Origin of the sequence: Rhodobacter sp. NTK016B (assembly GCF_017303295.1) — a bacterium.
Taxonomy (GTDB): Bacteria; Pseudomonadota; Alphaproteobacteria; order Rhodobacterales; family Rhodobacteraceae; genus Pararhodobacter.
On record NZ_JAFKOK010000001.1, the window covers coordinates 302,641 to 325,284 of the forward strand.

A 22,644-nucleotide genomic window follows, 5' to 3' on the forward strand; every position below is an offset into this window, starting at 1 on the left:
GGGCGTTACGCCTCGTCGTCGCGGCCCCGGTTTTGCCCCGGGGCCGCGCCGGGATTGGCCGATTGCCGGGCGCTCGACGGCAGGACGCCGAAATGCAGCTTGAAGGCCGAGGTGAAGCTGGCCTGCCGCTTGTAGCCCGCCGTCTGCGAAATCTCGGCGATCGACAGCTCGCCTTCCTCCAAAAGCGTCAGCGCGTAATCCATGCGGTATTTCTTGCGGTATTCGAAAATCGTCGTGCCGTAGAAGAACTTGAACCCGGCCTTGAGCTTGGTGGCATTGGTGCCCAGCTCGCGCGCCAGATTGGTGGCAGAGTAGTTTTTCGAGAAATCCGTGGCCAGCATCTCGCGCGCGCGCTCGAACATCGCGAAGTCACGATGCGAGAAATTCTGCGCCCCCTCATCCGAGCCGTCCGACAACGCGTCGGCAACAAGGCAGATGATCTCGGTCAGCTTGGCCGAGGCACGCATCAGGTCGCGCGGGCCGTCGAAGGGGATGTCCCACAGGCCCTGAAGCGCGCGCACGAAGGCACTGCTGATCTTGCGCTCGACCAGAGGGATTTCGCCGGGCGGCGGGTGAAAGAACCGCTCGACCAGCTCGGAATCGAGCCCCATCGAGTCGCGCAGCATCCGCGGCGTGACATAGATCCCCAGCAGCCGGTAGCTGCCCGGCGGGACGCGCACGGTATAGGTCATGTCGGGCGCGCAGCGCAGCGCCACCATGGTCGCTTCGTGGACCGGGTGGCCGCGGTCGTCCACCGGCGGCACGCTGCCCTCTTCCACATCCCAGCTCAGCCGCACCGGCCCTTCGATCTGGAAATGCAGCTCGACCATTCCCTCGTCGCGCACCTCTTCGTGGCGCTCGTCAAGGATCGTGCAATTGGTGATGCCGCAGAAAATCTCGTCGCGGATCGACAGGAAGCGGTAGAAACCGCTGCCCGCCTCGGCAGGCAGATCGACGCGCGCGCTGAACAGGCCCTGCACCGGATCCACCAGCGGCGGATAGGCGTCGGGGCGGGCATCCAGCGCGCGGAACACGCCCCGCAAAGTGCCCGTGCCGTCACCGAATTCGCGACGCCACAGGCTTTTCGCCGCAGGTTGCGTATCGGGCTGGCCGGGCATTGCGGGCGGTCCCTTTCGTCGTCGCGCGTTGCCGCTCAGGATAGCCTGCGCGAGGCCGAAACCTCAATCTCGACTTTGGCGCCCGGCGCGGGAAGCTGGCAGACCAGCAGGGTGTTGGTCGGGCGCACGGCGTCGAAATGCGCCTTGAGCACCCCCGCCACGCCCTTCGCGAACCCGGCTTCGGTGATATAGACGCGCACGGTCTTCACATCGGCCAGCGACGCGCCGGCCTGCCCGAGCGCTTTCGCGACCGAGGCCAGCGCGTTCTCAAGCTGCGCCTCGACGCTGTCGGGAAAGCCGCCATCGGCATCGGGGCCAAGACTCCCCGAGACATGGATCACCGGGCCGTCGATCACCGCCTTGGCGAAGCCTGCGAAATCTTCAGCGGGAGAGCCGGAAAAGATACGGTCCTTCATTGCGCGGCCTCCTCGGGCTTGCGGACGATCAGGGCTTTCTTGAGCAGGAAGCGGTGGAACCCGCCATGCCCGTAGCGGCTGCCGCCGAGGCCCGAGGCCCCGAAGGCGGTTTTCTCGGCGCGGTCGCCGACCCCGCCCATCGTGTCGAAATCGTTGATCCAGACGCCGCCCGCATGGATCCGCTCGCCCACAGCGACGGCTTCGTCCTCGTCCCCGATGACGGTGGCGGACAGGCCGAAAACGGTGTCATTGGCAAGGCGGATTGCCTCGTCGGGCTCGTCGAAACGGGCGATGGGGATGATCGGGCCGAAGGTTTCGGCCTGCATGATCTCCATCTCTTGCGTGACATCGACCAGAACGGTCGGCTCGCACCAGATCCCGCCATCCTTCTCGATCAGCTTCCCGCCGGTCAGGATGCGCGCGCCCTTGGCGACGGCATCGTCGAGCTGCGCCTTCAGGATCTGCGCCTGCTTGCGGAAGATGACGGGGCCCAGCTCGCCCGATTGCAAGCCCTCGGTATTCAGCGTCAGCGCCTTGGTCCGGGCGACGACGCGGTCGACGAAGGTGGGATAGATGTCGCGCCCGGCATAGACGCGCTCGATCGAACAGCACAGCTGGCCCGAATTCTCCATCGCTCCGCGCACGACGATCTCGGCGGCCTCATCGGCATCGGCGCTGTCGAGCACCACCGCCGGGTCGTTCCCGCCCAGTTCAAGGAACGCCATCTTGAATTGCGCTGCGGCCCGTTCATGGACCTTGCGGCCCGTGGGGACCGATCCCGTAAAGACCACCATGTCGGTCACGTCGATCACCGCGCCGCCGGTCTCGCCGTCGCCGGCCACGTAATCCAGCACGTCACGCAGATACTCGACCTCGGCCACCGCATTCAGGAAGGGGGCGATGAAACGGGGGGTGACTTCGGAGGGTTTGATCAGCACCGCCGAGCCCGCCAGAAGCGCGGTGATCGCGTCGATCATCGACAGGATCAGCGGGTAGTTCCACGGCGAGATGATCCCGACCAGCGGTCTGGGCACATACTGCTGGCGGAAGCTGAGCGAGCCGTCGCCCGAGCCGCCGGTCGCGGCGGCAAGCGCCTGTTCGGCGGTGGCGACGCGCATCTGGGTAATCCCCTTGACGCCTTCGACCTCGGCCACCGACATCTCGTAACGCCCTGTATCGACGGACAAAGCATCCACGATGGCCGTGTAATGGCGGTCGACCGCCTCGCAAAGCTGAAGCATCGCGGCCTTGCGGCCTTCGAGCCCGATCTCGAGCCATTTGGTCTGCCCGTCGCGCAGCCGCGCGGCCTTGGCCGTCACGGCGGCGAGGTCGGGAACCTCGATTTTGAAGTCGACGACCCCGGATCGCGGGTTCGGCACGTCGATGGCACGGCTCATGTGAACTGGTCTCCCTCGTGGGTAATGCGGCGCGTTTGGCGCAGCATGAGGGGAGCGGCGAGAAGCTGGAAGCGCGGCGCGGCCGATGCTTCCGATATCGAAAAACATCCGCCGGATATCCGCAGGCCCGAAGGGGTGGACCGGCAGGGTCTCAGGCCTTCGTCCATTCCATCAGGTGGAAATAGGGGCAATCGTGATAGCGCCGGGCCAGATCGGGGTCGCCCCCATGGGGCGCGGGTTCGTCGAAATGCACCAGCCGCAGGTCGTGAGAGAGAAACGCCTGCATGTAGACATGCAGGGGACGGTGCCAGTTGCGGATCTCGATCCCGCGCCAGCGGACCCATCCGGCGCGCGATGTCATGTAGTCGCGGATCTGCATATGCGTCTCGCCGCGCGCATCCCCGACCCAGCCGCCCGCCGTGCTGAACGGGTTCAGGTTCGCCACCAGCAGCGCGCCGCCGGGCTTCAGAACGCGGGCCATCTCGGCGATGGCGGTGTCGATATCGGCAATGTCGATCAGCGTCAGATAGCTGACCACAAGGTCGAAGCTCTGATCGGCGAAGGGCAGCGCCTCGGCCCGGGCGTGTTCGTAATGCCCCTCGGGGTCGCGGGCACGGGCCATGGCCAGCAGCGACGGTGTGGGGTCGATGCCGGTGGCCGCAATGCCCTCGGCGCGCAGCATTCGGCAAAAGCGCCCTTCGCCGCAGCCCACATCCAGCGCCGTCGCAGGACTTCCCTGCCGTGCGCGGGCCAGCATCGGCGCGTCGAGGATCTGGTAGCGCGAATAATCGCCCGTATCGCCCATATCGGCGATCCACGCTTGCGCCGAGGCTTCCCAGCCATTCGCGTCGTCGGTCATGTCCGGCCTTTCTCCGCCACTACCGCATAAGCCGCCTGCGCCCGGTCCAGCGTCTCGAGATAGAGCCGCGCGGCCCCGTCGCGGTCGCGCTGAGCCAGCGCCTCGACCACCTCGGCATGGGCCTGCGCCACCGCCGCTCGGTTCGCGGCTTCGGCCAGCGTCACGCTGCGATAGGCCTGCATGCGGTCGTTGCAGTGATCGGCCAGTTCGGTGAGGAAACGGTTGGGGCACAGATCGAACAGCGCGCGGCGGAAGCGGGTATTGGCGGCAATGAAATCGCGCGGCGCATCGGCGCGGATCGCGTCGTGTTCCTCGCGCGACGCCTGTTTCAGTGCCCTGACATCCGGCGTCGCGGGGAGGTGGCGCAGGATATCGCTTTCGACCAGCAGGCGGGTGTGGAACATGTCCGCCACCTCGTCGCGGCTGAGCAGCGGCAGGCAATAGCCGCGTCCGCGCTCGGTCAGGATGCCGTTGCCAACCAGCCGGAACAGCGCCTCGCGGATCGGCGTGCGCGAGGTTTCAAGCGCGGTTGCCAGGGACGGTTCGGTTATCAGGTCGTCGGGGCCATAGACCCCGCCGCGAATGCTCTCAAGCACCCAGTCGAAGACCTGATCGCTGAGCCGCGCGCGGCGCAGGACACGGGGTTTCTCGGCGGGGGGATCTGTGCGCATGGGCGGCGGGGTCCTGTCTTGGGGGTCCGAGTTTACGGGGCCGCGTCGGGGGCGACAATATCGCCCGAGCCCGTCTTGCCGTCCTTCCTCGTCTCGCCGTCCTTCCCGGTCTCAAGTCCCGCGCGAATGTCCTGCGCCCGCGCTTGCGGATCGCGCCCGCCCGGATCGCCGAAGCCCGCACCGCCCGGCACCTCGAAGCACAGCCGCTCGCCGGGGGCGATGGTCTGGAACCCCTTGGGCTGCAGCCCCGCGCCCGAGGCCAGCGCCAGCGCCCCCATCGCCCCCGGCGTGCCGCCCTGCCGGCCCTGCGCCTGCACCGTTGTGCGGTCGAACATCGCAAACAGCGCCACCGGGCTGCCGTCGCGGGTGGCAAGCTCAATCGACTGGCCATAGCCGCCGCGATAAGTCCCGTCGCCCGCGGAATCGGGCCGCAGTTCCTTTTTCCACAACACGATGGGCGCGTGGCTTTCGACCACTTCGACCGGCATGGCGCGCACGCCCGAGGGGAAGGCCGTGGTCGACAGCCCGTCCGCCATCGGTCGCGCCCCGCCACCGCCCGCGTTGAAAAACAGCGTCTCCCAGGCCGGGCCGGTCCAGTCGCCGGGGAATTGCCGCGCGATCTCGGGGCCCCCGCGCAGCTGAATACCCCACAGGCCGGCCGAGCCTTCGGCCGGCACCTTGTCAGGCAGGATCTGTGCCAGACAGCCCAGCACCGCCTCGGGCAGGAACTGGCCGATGATATGGCGCGCGCTGACCGGGTTGGGGCGCTGGACGTTCAGGATCGAGCCTTCGGGCGCGACCACGCGCACCGTCGACAGCGACCCCGAATTGTTGGGCACCGCCGCGCCGATGATGCAGCGCGCCCCGAACGAGGCATAGGCGTTGGTGTAGTTATAGACGAGGTTGATACCCTTGGGATGTGAGGGGCTGGTGCCGTCGAAATCCAGCACGACCTCGTCTTCGCGGATGGTCAGGGTGCAGGTGATGGTGATCGGCGTGCCGAACGCGTCCAGCGTGATCGTGTTGGTGGCCGAGGTCTTCGGCAATTTGCGGATCTCGGCGATCATCGCGTCCCGCGAGCGCGCAAGGATCTCGGCGCCGACCTCTTCCAGATCGTCAAGGCCCAGCAGCGCGACGGCATCGACCAGCACCTGCGCGCTGGCTTCATTGGCGGCGACATAGGACAGGATGTCGGCCTCGACCTCGTCAGGGGTGCGGACATTCGAGCGGATCATCCGCATGAGATCGTCGTTCACCACGCCCCGCCGCATGAGCTTCATCACCGGGATCGCCAGCCCTTCCTCGAAGACCGAGGCGCCATCCGGCCCCTGCCCCCGCCCGCCGATATCGAGCTGATGGCAGGTGCAGGCGAAGAAGCCGATGACGCGCCCGTCCCGGAACACGGGCGAGGTGACGGTGATGTCGTGCACATGCCCCGAGGCGATCCACGGGTCGTTGGTGATCAGGTGATCGCCCTCTTCCAGTGTCTCGGCCGGGTAGACGGCCAGCATCTGCGGCACGGCGGCGACGGTCGAGTTGACGTGGCCCGGCGTGCCGGTCTGCGCCTGCGCCAGCATGTTGCCCGCGCGGTCGAACAGCGCGGCGGACAGATCGCCCGAATCGCGCACCACCGGGCTGAAGGCGGTGCGCATCAGCGTGCGGGCCTGTTCCTCGACAATGGCGATGAGGTTCGACCAGATGACCTGAAAGCGGATTTCGTCGCGAGCCTGGGTCATTGTGCGGTCTCCTGCATCGTGTCGGTAAGCAGCACATGGCCGCCCGCGATGACCCGCGCATCGAACCCGCGCGGGACGTGGATGGTGGTGCCCTTGTCCTTGATCAGCGCGGGGCCGGGCAGCGGCGCGGCGCCCAGCTGGCTGCGCAGGATCTGCGCGGCGGGGACCATGGCATCGGTGTCGAGATCGTAAAGCGGGGCCTCGGGCGGCAGATCCCGCTCAAGCGGGTCAATGACGGCAATCTGGCGCCCTCCCCCGTCTTGCGCTGCAACCCGAAGGCTGAGCGCGACGATTTCCACCGGAATCCGGTCGAGCGCTCGCTTGTAAAGGCTGGCATAATGGCGCTGGAACAGGCTGTGCAGCGCGCTGGCATCGGCCTCTTGCAGGTCGCGGTCCTCGACATCGATCTGCAGCGTCTGGCCTTGCCCCTTGTAGCGCATGAAGAGCGTGCGCTGTGCGCGCTGCGGCGTGCCGGGCGAGGCGGCCTCGACAAAGGCGCCCGCCTCGCTCGCCATCTCGGCATAAAGCCGGTTGTAGAGCGCGGCGTCAAACCGGGCGAGCGGCATCGACACGGTACGCGACAGCTCGAAAACCGCTTCGGCCTGCAGAAAGCCAATGGCCGAGCCGATGCCCGCACCCTGCGGCACGATGATGCGCGACACACCCAGCTTGCGGGCGATGCGCGCGGCATGGATGCCGCCGCCGCCGCCAAAGGCGATCATCGCCCGGGCGCGCAGATCGACGCCCTTCTCGCGGGCATGTTCGCGCGCGGCGCCGGCCATCTGTTCCTCGACCACCTCGGCCAGAGCCGCCGCCGCGCCCTGCGGGCCAAGGCCCAGCGGACGGCCCACGCCGGCCTCAAGCGCCTGCGTGGCCAGCGCCGGGTCGATGACGATGCCCGAGCCGTCGAAATCCCCGGGCGACAGGCGGCCCAGTTGCAGATTGGCATCGGTCACGGCGGCGTCGGTCCCGCCGCGGGCATAACAGGCCGGACCGGGATCCGCACCCGCGCTGTCGGGGCCGACCTGCAGGCGGCGCTGCGCATCGACGCGGGCGATCGAGCCGCCCCCTGCGCCGATTTCGACAAGGTCGATGACCGGGATACGCGCGGGCAGACCGCTGCCCTGCCGGTGCATATGTTCGCGCGCCATCTCGAAAGACGGGCTGCGGCGCGGCACGCCATTCTCGATCAGGCAGACCTTGGCGGTCGTGCCGCCCATGTCGAAGGCGAGGATCTCGCGCTCATCCAGCGTGCGGGCCAGATGCGCGGCGAAAACCGCACCGCCTGCGGGGCCGGATTCGACCAGCCGGATCGGATAGCGCCGCGCGGTGTCGAGATGGCACAACCCGCCATTCGACAGGAACATGAAGACCGGTGCGAACAGGCCCAGCGTCGCCAGCCCGACCTCGAGCCGGTCGAGATAACGGGCAACCTGCGGCTGGACGAAGGCATTGGCAGCGGTGGTCGAGAAGCGCGCGTATTCGCCGATCTCGGGCGAGACGTCGCTCGACAGGCTGAACAGCACGCCGGGCAGCAGCGGCTGCAGGATGTCCAGCGCGCGGCGCTCATGGTCGGGGTTTACATGCGCATGCAGAAAACAGAGGGCGACGCTTTCGATCCGCTCGGCTTTCAGCGTCGCAGCCAGATCGCGCAGCCCCTCTTCATCAAGCGGCAACAGCACCGCGCCGTCAGACGCCATGCGTTCGGGCACGGGAAAGCGCCACCAGCGGGGGATCAGCGGCTCGGGCTTGACGATGGTGATGTCGTACTGGTCGAAGCGCCCCTCATCCCCCATCGCCAGCACGTCGCGAAACCCCTGCGTCGTGATCATCGCGGTGCGCGCGCCCTTGCGGGCGATGATCGCGTTGGTGGCCAGCGTGGTGCCATGGACAATGCCTGTCACCTGCCCTGGCGCGATGCCGGCCCGCGACAGGATCTGCGCCACGCCGTCAAGGATCGCGCGTTCCGGCGCGCGCGGCGTGGTGGGCAGCTTGAGCGTGGTCAGCCCCCCGGGCGTCGCGAGCGCAAAATCGGTGAAGGTGCCCCCCACATCGATCCCGATCCGAATGTCTGTCATGGGCGTGTCTCCGTATCCGAGGGGCGCATTCCGATTGCCGTTGCACTGCGCTCGGGTGAGGGCGCGGGCGTGCCTTCGGACTCTTTACTCATAACTCATTATTCATTATTTCATGTAGCCATGCCAGACCGGCCTGCGCGCTGTCAATTGCCGATGCGGCGGGAGCGGTCATATTTTAAACTTGAAACTTAACCGGCGCGGCACTAGCGTTGGGGCGTTTCTGCCATCGCTCACCCGCCCGAGGATTGCCCTGTGCCGACCGATTTCTCTGCCACCCGCGCTCTGTTCGACCTGCCCGAGGGGGTGATCTATCTCGACGGCAACTCGCTGGGCCCGCTGCCCAGCGCCGTGCCCGCACGCCTGCAACAGGCCGCGACCGACGAATGGGGCCAGATGCTGATCACCGGCTGGAACAAGGCCGGATGGATGGAACTGCCCACGAAGATCGGCGACCGCATCGCACGCATCATCGGCGCCGAGCCGGGCCATGTGGTGCTGGGCGACACGCTGTCGATCAAGGTCTATCAGGCGCTGGCATCGTCGCTGGAAATGAACCCGAAGCGCCGGGTGATCCTGTCGGATACCGGCAATTTCCCCTCGGACCTGTACATGGCCGAGGGGCTGTGCCGCACGCTGGGCCCGGAATACAGCCTGAAGACCGTGGCCCCCGAAGACGTGCTCGACGCCATCGACGACAGCGTCGCCGTGCTGATGATCACCGAGGTCGATTACCGCACCGGACGCCGCCACGACATGGCCGCGCTGACCGCCAAGGCGCATTCGGTGGGCGCGCTGGCGGTCTGGGATCTGGCGCATTCGGCCGGGGCCACGGATGTGAAAGTGGCCGAGGGCAACGCGGATTTCGCGGTCGGCTGCAGCTATAAGTACCTCAATTCCGGCCCGGGTGGCCCGGCCTTCATCTATGTCGCGCCCCGCCATGCCGAAATCGCACGCCCGGCCCTGTCGGGCTGGCTGGGCCACGAGGCGCCCTTCGCCTTCGACCTCGATTACCGGCCCGGGCGTGGCATCGAGCGGATGCGCGTGGGCACACCGCCGGTGCTGCAACTTGCGGCCCTCGACGCCGCGCTCGACGTCTGGGACGGGGTCGAAATCGCCGATCTGCGCGCCCGCTCGATTGAATTGTGCGAGGCCTTCATCGAACAGGTCGAAGCCGCCTGCCCGATGCTGGAACTGGCCACCCCGCGCGATCCGGCGATGCGCGGCAGCCAGGTGAGTTTCCGCCATCCAGAGGGCTACGCGATCATGCAGGCGCTGATCGCGCGCGGCGTGATCGGCGATTTCCGCGCGCCCGACATCCTGCGCTTCGGCTTCACGCCGCTCTATATCGGCATGGAAGAGGTCGAAGGCGCGGTGAAGATCCTGGCCGAGATCATGGAAACCAGCGCCTGGGACAAGCCCGAATACAAAACCCGCGCGAGGGTGACGTGAGGCCGCGCCTTAGGGCGGCGACGCTGGGGGGCTCTGCCCCCCGCCTGCGGCTCCCCCCGGGATATTTATGGATTAAAGATGGGGCGGGCGCGGATCCGCTCTGCCGTCCGGCGGGCTGGGTGGCGTTGTGGAAGCGGCTGGCGATGGTGGGGAAGTTGAACGCGCGGGCGGCGGGCTGACCCCGCCTTGCCTGACGATTTTCAACGGAGACCCCGATGACCGACGCTTACGATCCCGCCAAAGACGGCGCGCAGATGGCCTTTGACGGCCGCATGTCCTATACCGATTACCTGTCGCTGGACGCGATCCTGACAGCGCAGCATCCGCGCTCGGACGCGCATGACGAGATGCTGTTCATCATCCAGCACCAGACCAGCGAGCTGTGGATGCGGCTGGCCCTGCACGAGATCGGCGCGGCGCGCGATCAGCTTGAGAGGGGCGCGGCGCGGCCCGCCTTCAAGATGCTGACCCGCGTGGCGCGGATTTTCGAGCAGCTCAATTCCGCCTGGGACGTGCTGCGCACGATGACGCCGTCGGAATACACCACCTTCCGCGACGATCTGGGGGAATCCTCAGGCTTTCAGTCGTGGCAATACCGGCTGATCGAATACGCGGTCGGTAACCGCAACGCGGCGCTGCTGAAGCCCCATGCGCACCGCCCCGATCTGCTGGCCGCTTTGGAGGCCGAGCTGGCGAAACCCTCGCTTTACGACGTGGCGGTGGGGCAGCTGGCCAAGGCGGGGTTCGAGATCCCCGATTCGGTGTTGTCGCGCGATCTGCGCCAGCCGTGGCAGGCGAGCCCCGAGGTCGAAACGGCGTGGCGCGGCGTCTATGCCGATCCCGCGCGGCACTGGGAGCTTTATGAGCTTGCCGAAAAGCTGGTGGATTTCGAGGATTACTTCCGCCGCTGGCGTTTCAACCATGTCACCACGGTCGAGCGTGTGATCGGCTTCAAGCGCGGCACCGGCGGCACGGCAGGGGTCAGCTATCTGCGGCGGATGCTGGAGGTCGAGCTGTTCCCCGAATTGTGGGCGCTGCGCACGACGCTCTGACGGTGCCTGCCACGCTGCGGTCTTCCCGTCCGGTATGGGAAGATCGCTCCGAACGGGCGCATCGGGCCAGGATCACGCGCCGGGCCGGGCCTCGCCGGTTTCGGCCATGATCGCGATGAATTCGCGCGCGGCGGGCGACAGTGAGCCCTTGTCGCGCCGATAAAGAAACAGCGCGCGGTGCCATGCGAGCGGCTCGAAGGGCAGCTTGACGAGACGGCCCAGCGCGACCTCGCTTTCCAGCAGACTGTCGGGCATCATGGTGATGTAATCCGACCCGACCAGCGTCGCCGCCGCGACGGTGATTGAGCGCGTCTGCATCACGCAATCGGGCGGCGGCAGCGATTGGGTGCCGAAAACCGCGCGCAGGTGATCGCGGGCGATGCTGTCCTCGGGCACCATCACCCAGCGATAGGTCAGAAGATCCGACAGCGACGGTTTGGTTAGCGCACAAAGGGGGTGGTCGGGGGCCACGAAGAGGTTCCAGCTATCGCTGGCGTAATAGCTCTGGCGCAGTCCGTAACGGGCCCAGCCTTCGATCTCGCCGGCGACAGCTAGGTCGATCTGCCCGGCCACCAGCGCGTCGGTGAGCTTGTCCTCGATCGCCTCGGTGGCGATGATGCGCAGGCCCGGATGGCGCTTCAGCATGATCTGCAGCGCGCGGTTCAGATGCGGCTTCACCGCCCCCGCGACGCAGCCGATGCGCAGCGTGCCGGTGGTCAGCGCCGAGATGTGGCGCTGTTCTTCGATCGCCGCGGACCAGTCGGCCAGCAACAGCTCGGCGCGCGGTAGGAAGGCCTGACCATGCGCGGTCAGCGTCATGCCCAGAGGATGACGTTCGAACAGGCGCACGCCCAGTGTCTCTTCGAGATTGCGGATGATCCGGCTCAGCGCGGGCTGGGTGATATGCATCTGTTCGGCGGCGCGGCCAAGGCTGTGCAACGCAGAGACCGTGACGAAGGCGGTCAGGTGGCGATGGCTGAAGCTCATAACAATTCCGCATGGGTTTGGATCGCATAAGCATTGGCATAATGACGAGGTTACTGGAAGTCTGTTCCTCAGCAGGTCGCGAAACCACTTGTTTGCAACGCGATCCGTGCATGACCCAATCGCGATTCTGAGGCTTGGAGGGGAGCCACCTCAGTATTTTTCGTGATGGGAGACCAAAGGGAGGATTACCTTGAACAAGACGCTCGCCTTGGCGATGGCGTCGTGCCTGATCGGCGCGCCGGCCCTCGCCCAGACCACGCTGCGCGTGGTGACCGCGTTCCCGCAGGGGACGATGCAGAACATTCCGCTGACCGCCTTCATCGACCACGTGAACGAGACCTGCGCCGACAGCGTCTCGCTCAATTTCGTCGGCGGTCCCGAGGCGATCCCAACCTTCGAGCTGGGCGAAGCCGTGCGCCGGGGCGTGGTGGACGTGGGCTTCAGCTCGCAGTCCTTCTACACCTCGATCGTGCCCGACGCCTCGGCGATCCGGCTGTCGACCAACACCGCCGCCGAGCAGCGCGAGAATGGCGGCTGGGAGTTGCTGAACCGGATCCATAACGAGCGTATGAACGCCTATTATCTGGCGCGCACCTCGGACGGGATTCCGTTCCATCTGTACCTGACAGAAGAGGCCGATCCGCTGGATCTGTCGGGGGTGACGCTGCGCATCGCGCCGGTCTATCGCGCCTTCTTCGAAGATCTGGGAGCCACCGTGGTGCAGATCCCCCCCGCCGAGGTCTATCCCGCGCTGGAACGCGGCGTGGTGCAGGGGCTGGGCTGGACCAGTCTGGGCCTGTTCGATCAGGGCTGGGATCAGCATATCCGCTACCGCGTCGATCCGGGCTTCTACGTCTCGGACAGCAACATCCTGGTCAATCTGGACCGCTGGAACGGCCTCGATACGGCCGCGCAGGAATGCCTTAGCGAGGCGGCTCTGTGGGTCGAGGGCGAGGACCATATCCTGCTCGACCTGCAGGACGAGGAACTTCAGCGTCAGGCCGATGCCGGGGTGCAGGTGATCGAACTGGAAGGCGACCAGCGCGAGGAATTCCTTCGCCGCGCCAGCGATGCCGGTTGGGCCGAGCTGGAACGTCTGCAGCCCGAATACGTGACAGAACTGCGTGAGTTGCTGGCGCCCGAAGGCGCGGAGTGACGATGCAGACCCTGTTGCGCATCTTTGATGCCATCGTGAAATGCGCCGCCATGCTCGGCGCATTTCTTCTCGCGATGAGCGTGGCGGTGACGGTGGGGGACGTGATCCTGCGCCCCTTCGGGCTGCGCTATTTCAGCTGGCATGTCGATGCGGTCGAACTGGGGCTGGTGATCGCCACCTTCCTGCTGGCGCCGTGGATTCTGACCGTCGGCGCGCATGTCCGGGTCGATATCGTGCTGCAGATCCTGCCCGCGCGGCTGGCCAAAGGGGTCGAGCGGCTCGCCTGGGGCTGGGGCGCGGTTCTGTGCGGGTGGCTGGGCTGGCTGGCAATCGGCGAATTGCTGAGCGCGGCGCAGCGCGGGACGCTGTTCATCCGCAGCTTCGTGATCCCGGAATGGTGGATCCTGACCGTGGTGCCCTACTGCTTCGCGGCCCTGTGCGTCGAGCTTGTCCTGCGCGCCGCAGGGCTGCGCAGCCGCGAAGAACGCGCGGCGATCTGAGGACAAAGACAATGGAATGGTACTGGGCACTGACGATCCTGCTGGGTCTGGCCACGCTGCTGATGATGACCGGCCTGCCCGTGGCCCTGGTTTTCCTGAGCGTGAATATCGCGGGCGGCCTGTTGTTTCTGGGCGGGCCTGCCGGGCTGGGCCTGATGGTGCGCAACGGCGTGCAATCCCTGCAGAATTATTCGCTCGCACCGATCCCGATGTTCATCATCATGGGCGAGTTGATGCTGCATACCGGCATGGCGGCCGCCGCGATATCGGCAGTCGAGCGGCTCATTCGCCGGGTGCCGGGGCGGATGCCGATCGTGTCGGTCGTCTCGGGCACGATGTTCGCGGCGCTTTCGGGTTCGTCGATGGCGAATACCGCGATGCTGGGCAGCACGCTGCTGCCGCAGATGCTGCGGCAGGGCTACGCGCCGCAACTGGCGATCGGCCCCATCGTCGCGGTGGGCGGCATCGCCATCCTGATCCCGCCCTCGGCTCTGGCGGTGCTGCTGGGCAGCCTTGCGAAACTGTCGATCTCCGAACTGCTGATCGCCGGCATCATGCCTGCGCTGATCATGGCGGTGCTGTTCGTGGCTTATATCATCGCCCGCTCGCTGATCGTGGGCGACGCGAAAGAGCCCGATGCACCGGCATCGGGCGAAACCTTCCTGCAGCGCGCGTGGCCCTTCCTGCGCGACGTGGTGCCGCTTTTCGCGATCTTCCTTGCCGTGGTCGGCAGCCTGCTGGGTGGCTTTGCCACGCCGACGGAATCGGCGGCAGTGGGTGTGGCGGCCACGCTGGTTGCAGCCCTGCTCTATGGCCGGCTGTCCTTCGGCAATCTGGGGCACGCGATGATGCAGGCCGCGAAGATCTCGGGGATGCTGCTGTTCATCATCGTGGGCTCGACCACCTTCTCGCAGATCCTTGCCTTTTCCGGCGCGGCGTCGGGGCTGTTGCGGCTGCTCACGGCGATGGAGCTGACCCAGCTGCAAGTGATCCTGATCGTGGTCGCGGTGTTGCTGATACTCGGCTGCTTCATCGATCAGGTGTCGATGATGATGATCACCCTGCCCTTCTTCATCCCAATGGCCGAAGCGGTCGGCGTCGACATGATCTGGCTGGGGCTGGTCTATCTGCTCTGCCTTGAGGTCGCGCTGATCACCCCGCCCTTCGGCCTTTTGCTCTTCGTGATGAAGGGCGTAGCCCCGCCCGAGATCACGCTGGGACGGATCACCACCGCCGTGGTGCCCTTCCTGCTGATCCAGCTGGGCGTTCTGGCGCTGATCATCGGCTGGCCGCAGGTCGCGCTGTTCCTGCCCGACATGCTCTTCGCGCGCTGAAACCCCTTACCCGAAAGGAGACACCATGGCCGAGAGGTCTTTCGCCAAGGAAGTCGAACAACTCAGGATCGGCGCCGGACAGGAGTTTCGCGGCGAGGGGATTCTGGCGATCACCAAGGCGCTGCTGGAATGCGGCGTGGGCTATGTCGGCGGCTATCAGGGCGCGCCCATCAGCCACCTGATGGACGTGCTGGCCGACGCGCAGGAGATCCTGAGCGAGCTGGGCGTCCGGTTCGAGGCGAACGCCTCGGAAGCCGCGGCGACGGCGATGCTGGCCGCGTCGGTTCATTACCCGATCCGCGGTGCCGTGGCCTTTAAGGGGCCGGTCGGCGTGAACGTGGCCTCTGATGCGCTGGCCAATCTGGCCTCGGGCGGGGTGACCGGCGGGGCGATGATGATCGTCGGCGAAGATTACGGCGAAGGCTCGGCCATCATGCAGGAACGCACGCATGCCTTCGCGATGAAATCTCAGGTCTGGCTGCTGGACCCGCGCCCGAACCTGACCTCGATGACCAAGGCCGTGCGCGACGGGTTCGAGCTGTCCGAGGCCACCGAAACGCCGGTCATTCTGGAACTGCGCATCCGCGCCTGCCATGTCCATGGCGCCTTCGAGGCCCGCGACAACCAGCGCCCGCCCCTGTCGGTGAAGGACGCGCTGTCGGCGCCGCGCCGTTCGACCGAGCGACTGGCGATGCCGCCCTTCGCTTTCCGGCACGAGCAGGAGAAGGTCTCGAAACGCTGGCCGCGCGCGGTCGAGTTCATCATGGAAAACGGCCTGAACGAATTCATGGGGCCCAAGGCGGGCAAGGTCGGCATCGTGCTGCAGGGCGGGATGTATAACACCGTGATGCGCAGCCTGCGGCGGCTGGGGCTGGCCGATCTGAACGGCAACAGCCAGATCCCGCTCTACGTCCTCAACGTGACCTATCCGCTGGCCGAGGCCGAATTCCTGTCCTTCTGCGACGGCAAGGACGCGGTGTTGGTGGTCGAAGAAGGCCAGCCCAATTACATAGAACAGGCCTTTGGCAGCATGGTCCACCGCAAGGGCCTGCCCACGCGCGTGCAGGGCAAGGGCTATCTGCCGATGGCGGGCGAATACCAGCCGGACGTGATGCTGGACGCATTGTCGGGCTTTCTGGCCGATAACGGCGTCCCCGCCGCCGATCCGCGCCAGCGCGCGCCCAACGACACCGCCGCACCGCCAGTGCCCGATCTCAGCGCGGCAGTCCCCGTGCGCACGCCGGGTTTCTGCGTCGGCTGCCCTGAGCGACCGATTTTCGCGGCGATGAAGCTGGTCGATCAGAAGATCGGCCCGCACCAGATCGCCTGCGATATCGGCTGTCACTTGTTCTCTATTCTGCCGCCCTTCGATCTGGGCGGCACCACGATGGGCTTCGGGTTGGGACCGGCCTCGAACGGGGCTTTTGATGGCGGGGGCGAACGACGACCCATCTCGGTCATCGGCGATGGCGGTTTCTGGCATAACGGCCTCGCGACCTCGATCGGCAACGCGGTTCTGAACCAGTCAGACGGGGTAATCGTTGTCGTCGACAATTACTACACCGCCGCCACGGGAGGGCAGGACATCATGTCCTCGCGCGCCGAGAATCCGACGCGCGCCACCAACAACTCGATTGCCGGCGCGGTGAAAGGCGTGGGCGTCAAATGGGTGCGCGAAATCGACCGGACCTATGACGTAACCAAGGTCCGCGACACCCTGACCGAGGCGCTGACCACGTCCGTGAAAGGCCCGAAGGTCATCGTCGCTTCGTCGGAATGCATGCTGAACCGCCAGCGCCGCGAACGCCCGCAACGCGCCGCCGCCATCGGTGACGGCAAGCGGGTCGTGGTGCCGAAATTCGGCGTGGACGAAGACATCTGCACCGGCGACCACGCCTGCATGCGGTTGTCAGGCTGCCCGTCGCTGACGATGAAGACGCTCGACGACCCGCTGCGCGACGATCCCGTCGCCGCCATCGATGACGGCTGCGTGGGATGCGGCAATTGCGGCGAGGTGGCCGATGCCGCCGTGCTGTGCCCATCCTTCTTTCAGGTCGACACGGTCCACAATCCCGGTTGGTTTGAGCGCTGGTATGCCCGCGTCTCGACCCGCGCGATCGCAGCCCTGCAACGCCGCCGCGCGAAAAAGCGGCTGACTTTCGAGAAGGCCGAGATGGCATGAGCGAACATCCCCGACATTTCACCCCTGCCCGTACCGATGACGACGGACTGATCACGCTGGCCATTCTTGCCGTCGGCGGTCAGGGCTGCGGTCAGCTGACCGACTGGATCGTCGCCATCGCCGAGGCCAATGGCTACCGCGCGCAAAGCACCTCGGTGCCGGGCGTGGCGCAACGCACGGGCGCCACGATCTATTATATCGAGATGGCGCCCGATACCGGGGCCGAGGCGGTCTTTTCGCTGATGCCCGCGCCGGGGGATATCGACATCGTCGTCTCGGGCGAGATCATGGAAGCCGGGCGCGGGATCGAGCGGGGCTTCGTGACCCCCCTGCGCACGACCCTCGTGACCTCGACCCACCGCGTTCTGGCGATTTCCGAAAAGCTGGTGCCGGGCGACGGGCGTGCCGACAGCGCGGTGGTGCTGGCGGCGCTGGATCAGGCGGCAAACCATCTGGTGGCGATGGATATGGAGCGGGTGGCCGCCGAGAATGGCAGCCATATCACCAATTGCTTGCTGGGGGCGCTGGCAGGCTCGGGCGCGCTGCCTTTTGAGCGTGCGGCATTCGAGGCCGCGATCCGTGCCTCGGGCCGGGGTGTCGGGGCGGCTTTGCGCGCCTTCGGCGACGCCTATGCCCGCGCGCAAAACGGCGCCGAGGCCGAGATGCCAGCCGTGGCCGAAACGCCCGAACCCGGCATCGCCGGACCGGAGCTGTTGCGCAGGGAATGGGCGGCGCTGGCGGCCCGGCTCGACGCCCTGCCCGATCCCGCCCGCGCAATGGCCGGGGCAGGATTGCGCAAGGTGGTGGATTTTCAGGACCTTCGCTATGGCGCGCTCTATGTCGATTGCGTGCTGCGCGGGGCCGAGGCCGATCGCGCCGCCGGAGGCGAGGCGCAGGGCTGGACCTATGCCACCGCGCTGGCCAAGCATCTGGCGAATGCGCTGTGCTATGACGACATCATCCGCGTGGCCGATCTGAAAACGCGCGGCACCCGGTTCGCGCGGGTGCGCGCGCATGTTCAGGCCGATGACGCGGCGGTTCTGGCGGTGACCGAATACATGCATCCGCGCGCCGAAGAGATCTGCGGCCTCATGCCCGCCGCTCTGGGCCGCCGGATCGAGGCCTCGCCGCGTCTGTTCCGCCTGCTCGACCGGATGGTGAACAAGGGCCGCAGATTGCGCAGCGGCCGCCTGCCCGCTTTCGTGCTGCTTTATGGCTTGGGCGGTTTGCGCCGCTTCCGCCGCAGCCTGTGGCGCGACCGGGTGGAAAGCGCGCATCGCGAGGCATGGCTGACGCTGGCCGAGTCGCGACTGAATCGCGATTACGCGATGGCGATCGCGACGCTGGAAGCGCGGCGGCTGATCAAGGGCTATTCCGACACCCATAGCCGCGGACACAGCAAGTTCGACGTCGTGCTTGCCGGGCTGGCGCTGGTCGAAGGGCGCAGGGACGCCGCAGACTGGGCACGGCGGCTGATGGACTCGGCGCTGAACACGCCTGAGCTATCGGCGGTCGAAGGCACGCTCGCCACGATCCGCAGCTTCGCCGACGACAAAGCGCCCGCCTGACCGGGAAACACTTGCGTCCGATACTTAAGAGAAATGGTCGGGGCGATAGGATTCGAACCTACGACCTACGGTACCCAAAACCGTCGCGCTACCAAGCTGCGCCACGCCCCGACAGGCGCGTCATAGACCACTGAAAGGTGACAAGGAAGAGCGAAACGTCACCCTATCCACTGTGGAAAAGGGTGACGCGTCGGGGTTTATTCGCCGCAGGGCCAGGCGGCGCCTTCGCCCGCTCCGGCCGCGATCGCGGGATGGCGTAATTCGGCGCCCTCTTCGATGCCCAGGCGGCTGGCCATGCCGCCATTGATCTCAAGCACGTATTGAATCCCCATGCCGCCATCAATTGGCGTGCGGTCCATCGGCACGGCATTTTCGTGCACATGCTGGACCACGCCCTGATCATCGATGAACAGCATGTCGAGGGGGATGAGCGTGTTCTCCATCCAGAACACCGCGCGCTGCGGACGCTCGAAAACGAAGAGCATACCGGCAAACCGGCCCATGCTTTCGCGGTGCATCAGGCCCTGCGCACGCTCGGCATCGTCATCGGCGATTTCGACCGAGAAAGCCGCTGTGCCAAAATCGCCGCGCAGCTGTACCTGATCGGGGCGGCATTCGGCCATGGCAGGAACCGCCATCGACAACACAACCAGCCAGCTCGCCAGCACGGCACCGGCCCACGTTTTTCCCTGCATCGCGATCATCCCTTCTTGTGCAGCGCGGTCTCCCACGACGCGATGGACACGGCCATACGGCCCCGTTCGCCATCGACGATCCGCAAACCGACCGCTTCGCCCGGTTGTAACTCGGCAAAGCCCGATTTGCGCAGCACTTCCATGTGAATGAACACGTCTTCGTTACGACCGAAGACATTGGCGAAGCCGAACCCCTTCACCTTGTCGAACCATTTGATCCGCGCGGGTTCGAGCGGCACGTCCGGATCGACGGGAATCTCCGTCTCGGCATCCGGCGTGGCATCCTCGGGCGGCGTGATTTCGAAGACCTCGACGGCCTGCAATCCCCGCTGTGTCTGCTGCACGGTCACTTCGATTCCCGCGCGATCACAGACCGAGCTTTGACCGAAATTCCGCAACGCATTGACATGCAACAGAATGTCCGGCCCGCCACTATCGGCCACGATGAACCCGAAGCCTTTTCCGGGATCGAACCACTTAACGCTCCCGCGAACACGCGGAAGACCTCGCTCAACCTCAACCATTCGTAGAGTCCCAACCATACAATCACCAACCAATGGTCAGCATCCACGTAAAATGTACGGAACACAAGGCTTGGTCGTTTCACGAAGCGTGAATTTCACGGGTTGAGACGCTGGGTCAGCCACCTGTCTGAACCGGCAACGCGCGTAAAGCGGAAGCGGTCATGCAACCGGAAGGCGCCATCGGCCCAGAACTCGATTTCAACCGGAGCGATGCGGAATCCGCCCCAGAATTCGGGCCGCGGCGGATGGGTGCCGTGGCGCAAACTCATCTTCGCCACCTCTGCCATCAGCGCCCCGCGCGAGGCCAGCGGCTGAGACTGCCGCGACGCCCAGGCGCCGAGCCGTGACTGTAAAGACCGACTTTGGTAGTAAGCATCTGCTTTTTCACCATTTTCCCGTGTCACGAGGCCACGCACACGGATCTGCCGCCGCAGCGATTTCCAATGCATGACGAAGGCGGCTTTTCCTGCCTGTTCGATCTCTCGCGCCTTCACGCTTTCGTAGTTCGTATAGAAGACGAAAGCCCCCTGCCCCGCGCCATGGCTTTCGATGTCTTTGAGCAGGACCATCCGCGCATTCGGCAGCCCGTCCGAATCAACCGTCGAGAGAGCAATCGCGTTAGGGTCGTTCACCTCCGAGGACTCAGCTTCAGCGAGCCATCGTTTCGCGATCAGAAACGGATCTTCGCCGGAAAAGATACCGTCACGCGCCACATCCTGCCCGGCCTCTTCGTCGGTCTGCGGCCCGTTCGGGCGGTCATTGTGGGGGGCGTCGCTCATGGCACTGACTCCGGGTCTCGATTGCAACCGTGCCGACACTCGCAGCTTTCCATATCCACTGGCAAGAGCACGAACCCTTGATGCGCCAAGGCCTTCGGCCTATAGCTGCACTTTACGCAAGATCAGGATCCGGAGACCGCGATGTCAGCAGGGCTAATGGCGGGCAAGAAGGGCCTTATTATGGGCCTCGCCAACGACAAATCCATTGCCTGGGGGATCGCTCAGGCGCTGGCCTCGCAGGGTGCGGAACTCGCCTTCAGTTATCAGGGCGAAGCGCTGAAGAAGCGCGTGGTGCCGCTGGCCGAACAACTGGGCGTGCCGCGGCTCTTCGAATGCGATGTGTCCAAGATGGATTCGGTCGACGCGATGTTCGAGTCGCTAAAGGCCGAATGGCCCGAGATCGACTTCCTCGTCCACGCGATCGGCTTTTCCGACAAGAACGAGCTGCGCGGGCGCTATGTCGACACGTCGCACGCGAACTTCCTGACGACGATGGACATTTCCGTCTATTCCTTCACCGCCGTAGCCAAGCGCGCAGCCGCGATGATGCCCAATGGCGGCTCGATGCTGACGCTCACCTATTACGGCGCCGAGCAGGTCATGCCGCATTACAACGTGATGGGCGTGGCCAAGGCGGCGCTGGAAGCCTCGGTCATGTATATCGCCGAGGATCTGGGCAAGGACGGCATCCGCTGCAACGCCATCTCGGCCGGGCCGATCAAGACGCTGGCCGCTTCGGGGATCGGCGATTTCCGCTACATCATGAAGTGGAACGAGCTGAACGCGCCGCTGCGCCGCAACGTGACGCAGGAAGAGGTCGGCAAGGCCGCGCTCTACCTGCTGTCCGATCTGGGCTCGGGCACCACGGGCGAGACGCTTCATGTCGATGCGGGCTATCACATCGTCGGCATGAAAGCCGTCGACGCGCCCGATATCGACGCGGGCAAGAAGCCCGACTGACGGGCGCCCCGCGATGACCGGCGCGCAGCTTCTCACCTTCGTTCTGACCCTCGGGGCCGCCTTTGCGGTGCCGGGGCCCGCCATGCTGCTGGCCATGCGCAACACGCTGACCGGAGGTCTGGGCACGGGCATTGCCACCGGGGCCGGTCTGGGCCTGATCGCGGCCTGCTGGACGCTGGCTGCTCTGACCGGGCTGAGCGCGCTTTTCGCACTGGTGCCCTGGGCCTTCGGGGCGATGAAGCTTGCGGGCGCGCTTTACCTGATCTGGATCTCGATCCAGCTCTGGCGCGAAGCCGGTGCGCCGCTTGGCGAAGGGCAGACCGGGCGTCGCCGCTGGGGCCGGGCCTTCGTGTCGGGGATGCTGGTCAATCTGGGCAATCCGAAATCGGTCCTGTTCGCGGGCGCGGTGCTGGTGGTGATCTTTCCCGCCGGGCTGAGCCTGCGCGACGGCGCACTGGTGATCGGCGCGCATTTCATGCTCGAGCTTCTGGGCTATGCGCTGATTGCGCTGACCCTCTCGCATCCCGCCGCGCGCGGCGCCTATCTGCGCGCCAAGCTCTGGATCGACCGCACCGCCGGTGCTGTTCTGGGCGCGCTGGGGCTGCGCCTGCTGCTATCCCGCTGAAGGAGACATAGATGAACGACCGTCTGCCGCACGAAAAAGGCTTCCATGTCAGCTGGGACCAGCTCCATCGCGACGCACGCGCGCTGGCCTGGCGCCTGCAGGGCCGTGGCCCCGAAGATGGCAACTGGCGCGCCGTGGTCGCCATCACCCGCGGCGGCATGGCGCCCGCGATGATCGTCTCGCGTGAACTCGATATCCGCACGGTCGATACGATCAGCGTGAAGTCCTATCATTCCGGCGGCGGCAAGGAAGACATGCGCCGCGAAGCGCAGGTCATCAAATCGCCTGATGCCGAGATGATGGGCGACGGCGAAGGCATCCTGATCGTCGACGACCTCGTCGATACCGGCAAGACGCTGGAACTGGTGCGCAAGCTTTACCCCAAGGCGCATTTCGCCTGCGTCTATGCCAAGCCCGAGGGCGAGAAGCAGACCGACACCTTCATCACCGGCGTGAGCCAGGACACGTGGATCTTCTTCCCGTGGGACATGGCGCTGCAATATGTCGAGCCCTATCGCGGGCGCGACTGAACCGCTCTCGGCTTGCAGCCCCCTGACG

Annotated in this window: 21 protein-coding genes and 1 tRNA gene; 10 read left to right on the plus strand and 12 right to left on the minus strand. The window is 66.0% G+C overall.

Annotated elements, in window-relative coordinates; translation table 11 throughout:
* Positions 1 to 5: 5 nt before the first annotated feature.
* From JI664_RS01510 to JI664_RS01540, 7 genes are all read right to left on the minus strand, one after another.
* Positions 6 to 1,118, minus strand: coding sequence for a helix-turn-helix transcriptional regulator (locus JI664_RS01510; protein ID WP_207011935.1), 1,113 nt, complete (start codon positions 1,116 to 1,118; stop codon positions 6 to 8).
* A gap of 35 nt (positions 1,119 to 1,153) precedes the next feature.
* Positions 1,154 to 1,534: a Rid family hydrolase gene (locus JI664_RS01515; RefSeq protein WP_207011936.1), complete on the minus strand. Its 381-nt coding sequence runs from the start codon at positions 1,532 to 1,534 to the stop codon at positions 1,154 to 1,156.
* Positions 1,531 to 2,931, minus strand: a complete 1,401-nt coding sequence (locus JI664_RS01520; protein ID WP_207011937.1) for an aldehyde dehydrogenase family protein — start codon at positions 2,929 to 2,931, stop codon at positions 1,531 to 1,533. The genes JI664_RS01515 and JI664_RS01520 overlap by 4 nt, the downstream gene beginning before the upstream one ends.
* Before the next feature lie 151 nt (positions 2,932 to 3,082).
* Positions 3,083 to 3,790, minus strand: coding sequence for a class I SAM-dependent methyltransferase (locus tag JI664_RS01525; RefSeq protein ID WP_207011938.1), 708 nt, complete (start codon positions 3,788 to 3,790; stop codon positions 3,083 to 3,085).
* A complete protein-coding gene (locus JI664_RS01530) occupies positions 3,787 to 4,461 on the minus strand; it encodes a GntR family transcriptional regulator (protein ID WP_207011939.1) in 675 nt (224 codons plus the stop codon). Before JI664_RS01530 ends, JI664_RS01525 begins: the two co-directional genes overlap by 4 nt.
* 32 nt (positions 4,462 to 4,493) lie before the next feature.
* The gene (locus JI664_RS01535; protein ID WP_207011940.1) at positions 4,494 to 6,197 is read right to left on the minus strand and encodes a hydantoinase B/oxoprolinase family protein; all 1,704 of its coding nucleotides are present in this window, start codon (positions 6,195 to 6,197) and stop codon (positions 4,494 to 4,496) included.
* Positions 6,194 to 8,275 carry a hydantoinase/oxoprolinase family protein gene (locus JI664_RS01540; protein WP_207011941.1) on the minus strand — a complete coding sequence of 694 codons (2,082 nt, stop codon included), beginning with the start codon at positions 8,273 to 8,275 and terminating at the stop codon, positions 6,194 to 6,196. The genes JI664_RS01535 and JI664_RS01540 overlap by 4 nt, the downstream gene beginning before the upstream one ends.
* Positions 8,276 to 8,527: 252 nt before the next feature.
* Here JI664_RS01540 and kynU point away from each other — a divergent pair, with 252 nt between their 5' ends.
* Positions 8,528 to 9,724: a kynureninase gene (gene kynU / locus JI664_RS01545; protein WP_207011942.1), complete on the plus strand. Its 1,197-nt coding sequence runs from the start codon at positions 8,528 to 8,530 to the stop codon at positions 9,722 to 9,724.
* Positions 9,725 to 9,939: 215 nt separating this feature from the next.
* Positions 9,940 to 10,776 (plus strand): tryptophan 2,3-dioxygenase, encoded by an 837-nt coding sequence (kynA, locus tag JI664_RS01550; protein ID WP_207011943.1) that lies wholly within the window; start codon positions 9,940 to 9,942, stop codon positions 10,774 to 10,776.
* A 72-nt stretch (positions 10,777 to 10,848) separates the two neighbouring features.
* Here the strand turns inward: kynA and JI664_RS01555 are convergent, their stop codons facing one another.
* The gene (locus JI664_RS01555; protein WP_207011944.1) at positions 10,849 to 11,763 is read right to left on the minus strand and encodes a LysR family transcriptional regulator; all 915 of its coding nucleotides are present in this window, start codon (positions 11,761 to 11,763) and stop codon (positions 10,849 to 10,851) included.
* 190 nt (positions 11,764 to 11,953) lie between these two features.
* Between JI664_RS01555 and dctP the strand changes: the two genes are divergently transcribed.
* The 5 genes from dctP to JI664_RS01580 are packed head-to-tail and all read left to right on the plus strand — an operon-like array spanning position 11,954 to position 18,503.
* Positions 11,954 to 12,919 carry a TRAP transporter substrate-binding protein DctP gene (dctP, locus tag JI664_RS01560; protein WP_207011945.1) on the plus strand — a complete coding sequence of 322 codons (966 nt, stop codon included), beginning with the start codon at positions 11,954 to 11,956 and terminating at the stop codon, positions 12,917 to 12,919.
* 2 nt (positions 12,920 to 12,921) lie between these two features.
* A complete protein-coding gene (locus tag JI664_RS01565) occupies positions 12,922 to 13,419 on the plus strand; it encodes a TRAP transporter small permease (RefSeq protein WP_207011946.1) in 498 nt (165 codons plus the stop codon).
* An 11-nt stretch (positions 13,420 to 13,430) separates the two neighbouring features.
* Positions 13,431 to 14,753, plus strand: a complete 1,323-nt coding sequence (locus JI664_RS01570) for a TRAP transporter large permease (protein WP_286173750.1) — start codon at positions 13,431 to 13,433, stop codon at positions 14,751 to 14,753.
* A 25-nt stretch (positions 14,754 to 14,778) separates the two neighbouring features.
* On the plus strand, positions 14,779 to 16,935 hold the full coding sequence (locus JI664_RS01575; protein ID WP_207011947.1) for an indolepyruvate ferredoxin oxidoreductase subunit alpha: 2,157 nt from the start codon (positions 14,779 to 14,781) through the stop codon (positions 16,933 to 16,935).
* On the plus strand, positions 16,932 to 18,503 hold the full coding sequence (locus tag JI664_RS01580) for an indolepyruvate oxidoreductase subunit beta family protein (RefSeq protein WP_207011948.1): 1,572 nt from the start codon (positions 16,932 to 16,934) through the stop codon (positions 18,501 to 18,503). The genes JI664_RS01575 and JI664_RS01580 overlap by 4 nt, the downstream gene beginning before the upstream one ends.
* A gap of 34 nt (positions 18,504 to 18,537) precedes the next feature.
* Here JI664_RS01580 and JI664_RS01585 read toward each other — a convergent pair.
* From JI664_RS01585 to pdxH, 4 genes are all read right to left on the minus strand, one after another.
* Positions 18,538 to 18,614 (minus strand) — tRNA-Pro (locus JI664_RS01585).
* An 86-nt stretch (positions 18,615 to 18,700) separates the two neighbouring features.
* Entirely contained in the window at positions 18,701 to 19,198 is a 498-nt protein-coding gene (locus JI664_RS01590; protein ID WP_286173751.1) for a DUF192 domain-containing protein, read from the minus strand.
* A gap of 5 nt (positions 19,199 to 19,203) precedes the next feature.
* Complete coding sequence (locus tag JI664_RS01595; protein WP_207011949.1) at positions 19,204 to 19,722, minus strand: cold-shock protein; 519 nt, start codon at positions 19,720 to 19,722, stop codon at positions 19,204 to 19,206.
* Between the two features lie 95 nt (positions 19,723 to 19,817).
* A complete protein-coding gene (gene pdxH, locus JI664_RS01600) occupies positions 19,818 to 20,501 on the minus strand; it encodes a pyridoxamine 5'-phosphate oxidase (RefSeq protein ID WP_207011950.1) in 684 nt (227 codons plus the stop codon).
* A gap of 141 nt (positions 20,502 to 20,642) precedes the next feature.
* Here pdxH and fabI point away from each other — a divergent pair, with 141 nt between their 5' ends.
* The 3 genes from fabI to gpt are packed head-to-tail and all read left to right on the plus strand — an operon-like array spanning position 20,643 to position 22,616.
* Positions 20,643 to 21,461, plus strand: a complete 819-nt coding sequence (gene fabI, locus JI664_RS01605) for an enoyl-ACP reductase FabI (protein WP_207011951.1) — start codon at positions 20,643 to 20,645, stop codon at positions 21,459 to 21,461.
* A 13-nt stretch (positions 21,462 to 21,474) separates the two neighbouring features.
* Positions 21,475 to 22,086, plus strand: coding sequence for a LysE family translocator (locus JI664_RS01610; RefSeq protein ID WP_207011952.1), 612 nt, complete (start codon positions 21,475 to 21,477; stop codon positions 22,084 to 22,086).
* Positions 22,087 to 22,097: 11 nt separating this feature from the next.
* On the plus strand, positions 22,098 to 22,616 hold the full coding sequence (gene gpt / locus JI664_RS01615; protein WP_109535237.1) for a xanthine phosphoribosyltransferase: 519 nt from the start codon (positions 22,098 to 22,100) through the stop codon (positions 22,614 to 22,616).
* Positions 22,617 to 22,644 lie beyond the last annotated feature (28 nt).

Excerpts from the sequence above, each read along its gene's own strand:
- JI664_RS01510 (WP_207011935.1), bottom strand. The coding sequence starts at position 1,118 with ATGCCCGGCCAGCCCGATACGCAACCTGCGGCGAAAAGCCTGTGGCGT.
- JI664_RS01515 (WP_207011936.1), bottom strand. The coding sequence starts at position 1,534 with ATGAAGGACCGTATCTTTTCCGGCTCTCCCGCTGAAGATTTCGCAGGC.
- JI664_RS01520 (WP_207011937.1), bottom strand. The coding sequence starts at position 2,931 with ATGAGCCGTGCCATCGACGTGCCGAACCCGCGATCCGGGGTCGTCGAC.
- JI664_RS01525 (WP_207011938.1), bottom strand. The coding sequence starts at position 3,790 with ATGACCGACGACGCGAATGGCTGGGAAGCCTCGGCGCAAGCGTGGATC.
- JI664_RS01530 (WP_207011939.1), bottom strand. The coding sequence starts at position 4,461 with ATGCGCACAGATCCCCCCGCCGAGAAACCCCGTGTCCTGCGCCGCGCG.
- JI664_RS01535 (WP_207011940.1), bottom strand. The coding sequence starts at position 6,197 with ATGACCCAGGCTCGCGACGAAATCCGCTTTCAGGTCATCTGGTCGAAC.
- JI664_RS01540 (WP_207011941.1), bottom strand. The coding sequence starts at position 8,275 with ATGACAGACATTCGGATCGGGATCGATGTGGGGGGCACCTTCACCGAT.
- kynA (WP_207011943.1), top strand. The coding sequence starts at position 9,940 with ATGACCGACGCTTACGATCCCGCCAAAGACGGCGCGCAGATGGCCTTT.
- JI664_RS01555 (WP_207011944.1), bottom strand. The coding sequence starts at position 11,763 with ATGAGCTTCAGCCATCGCCACCTGACCGCCTTCGTCACGGTCTCTGCG.
- JI664_RS01565 (WP_207011946.1), top strand. The coding sequence starts at position 12,922 with ATGCAGACCCTGTTGCGCATCTTTGATGCCATCGTGAAATGCGCCGCC.
- JI664_RS01570 (WP_286173750.1), top strand. The coding sequence starts at position 13,431 with ATGGAATGGTACTGGGCACTGACGATCCTGCTGGGTCTGGCCACGCTG.
- JI664_RS01575 (WP_207011947.1), top strand. The coding sequence starts at position 14,779 with ATGGCCGAGAGGTCTTTCGCCAAGGAAGTCGAACAACTCAGGATCGGC.
- JI664_RS01580 (WP_207011948.1), top strand. The coding sequence starts at position 16,932 with ATGAGCGAACATCCCCGACATTTCACCCCTGCCCGTACCGATGACGAC.
- JI664_RS01590 (WP_286173751.1), bottom strand. The coding sequence starts at position 19,198 with ATGCAGGGAAAAACGTGGGCCGGTGCCGTGCTGGCGAGCTGGCTGGTT.
- JI664_RS01595 (WP_207011949.1), bottom strand. The coding sequence starts at position 19,722 with ATGGTTGAGGTTGAGCGAGGTCTTCCGCGTGTTCGCGGGAGCGTTAAG.
- pdxH (WP_207011950.1), bottom strand. The coding sequence starts at position 20,501 with ATGAGCGACGCCCCCCACAATGACCGCCCGAACGGGCCGCAGACCGAC.
- fabI (WP_207011951.1), top strand. The coding sequence starts at position 20,643 with ATGTCAGCAGGGCTAATGGCGGGCAAGAAGGGCCTTATTATGGGCCTC.
- JI664_RS01610 (WP_207011952.1), top strand. The coding sequence starts at position 21,475 with ATGACCGGCGCGCAGCTTCTCACCTTCGTTCTGACCCTCGGGGCCGCC.
- gpt (WP_109535237.1), top strand. The coding sequence starts at position 22,098 with ATGAACGACCGTCTGCCGCACGAAAAAGGCTTCCATGTCAGCTGGGAC.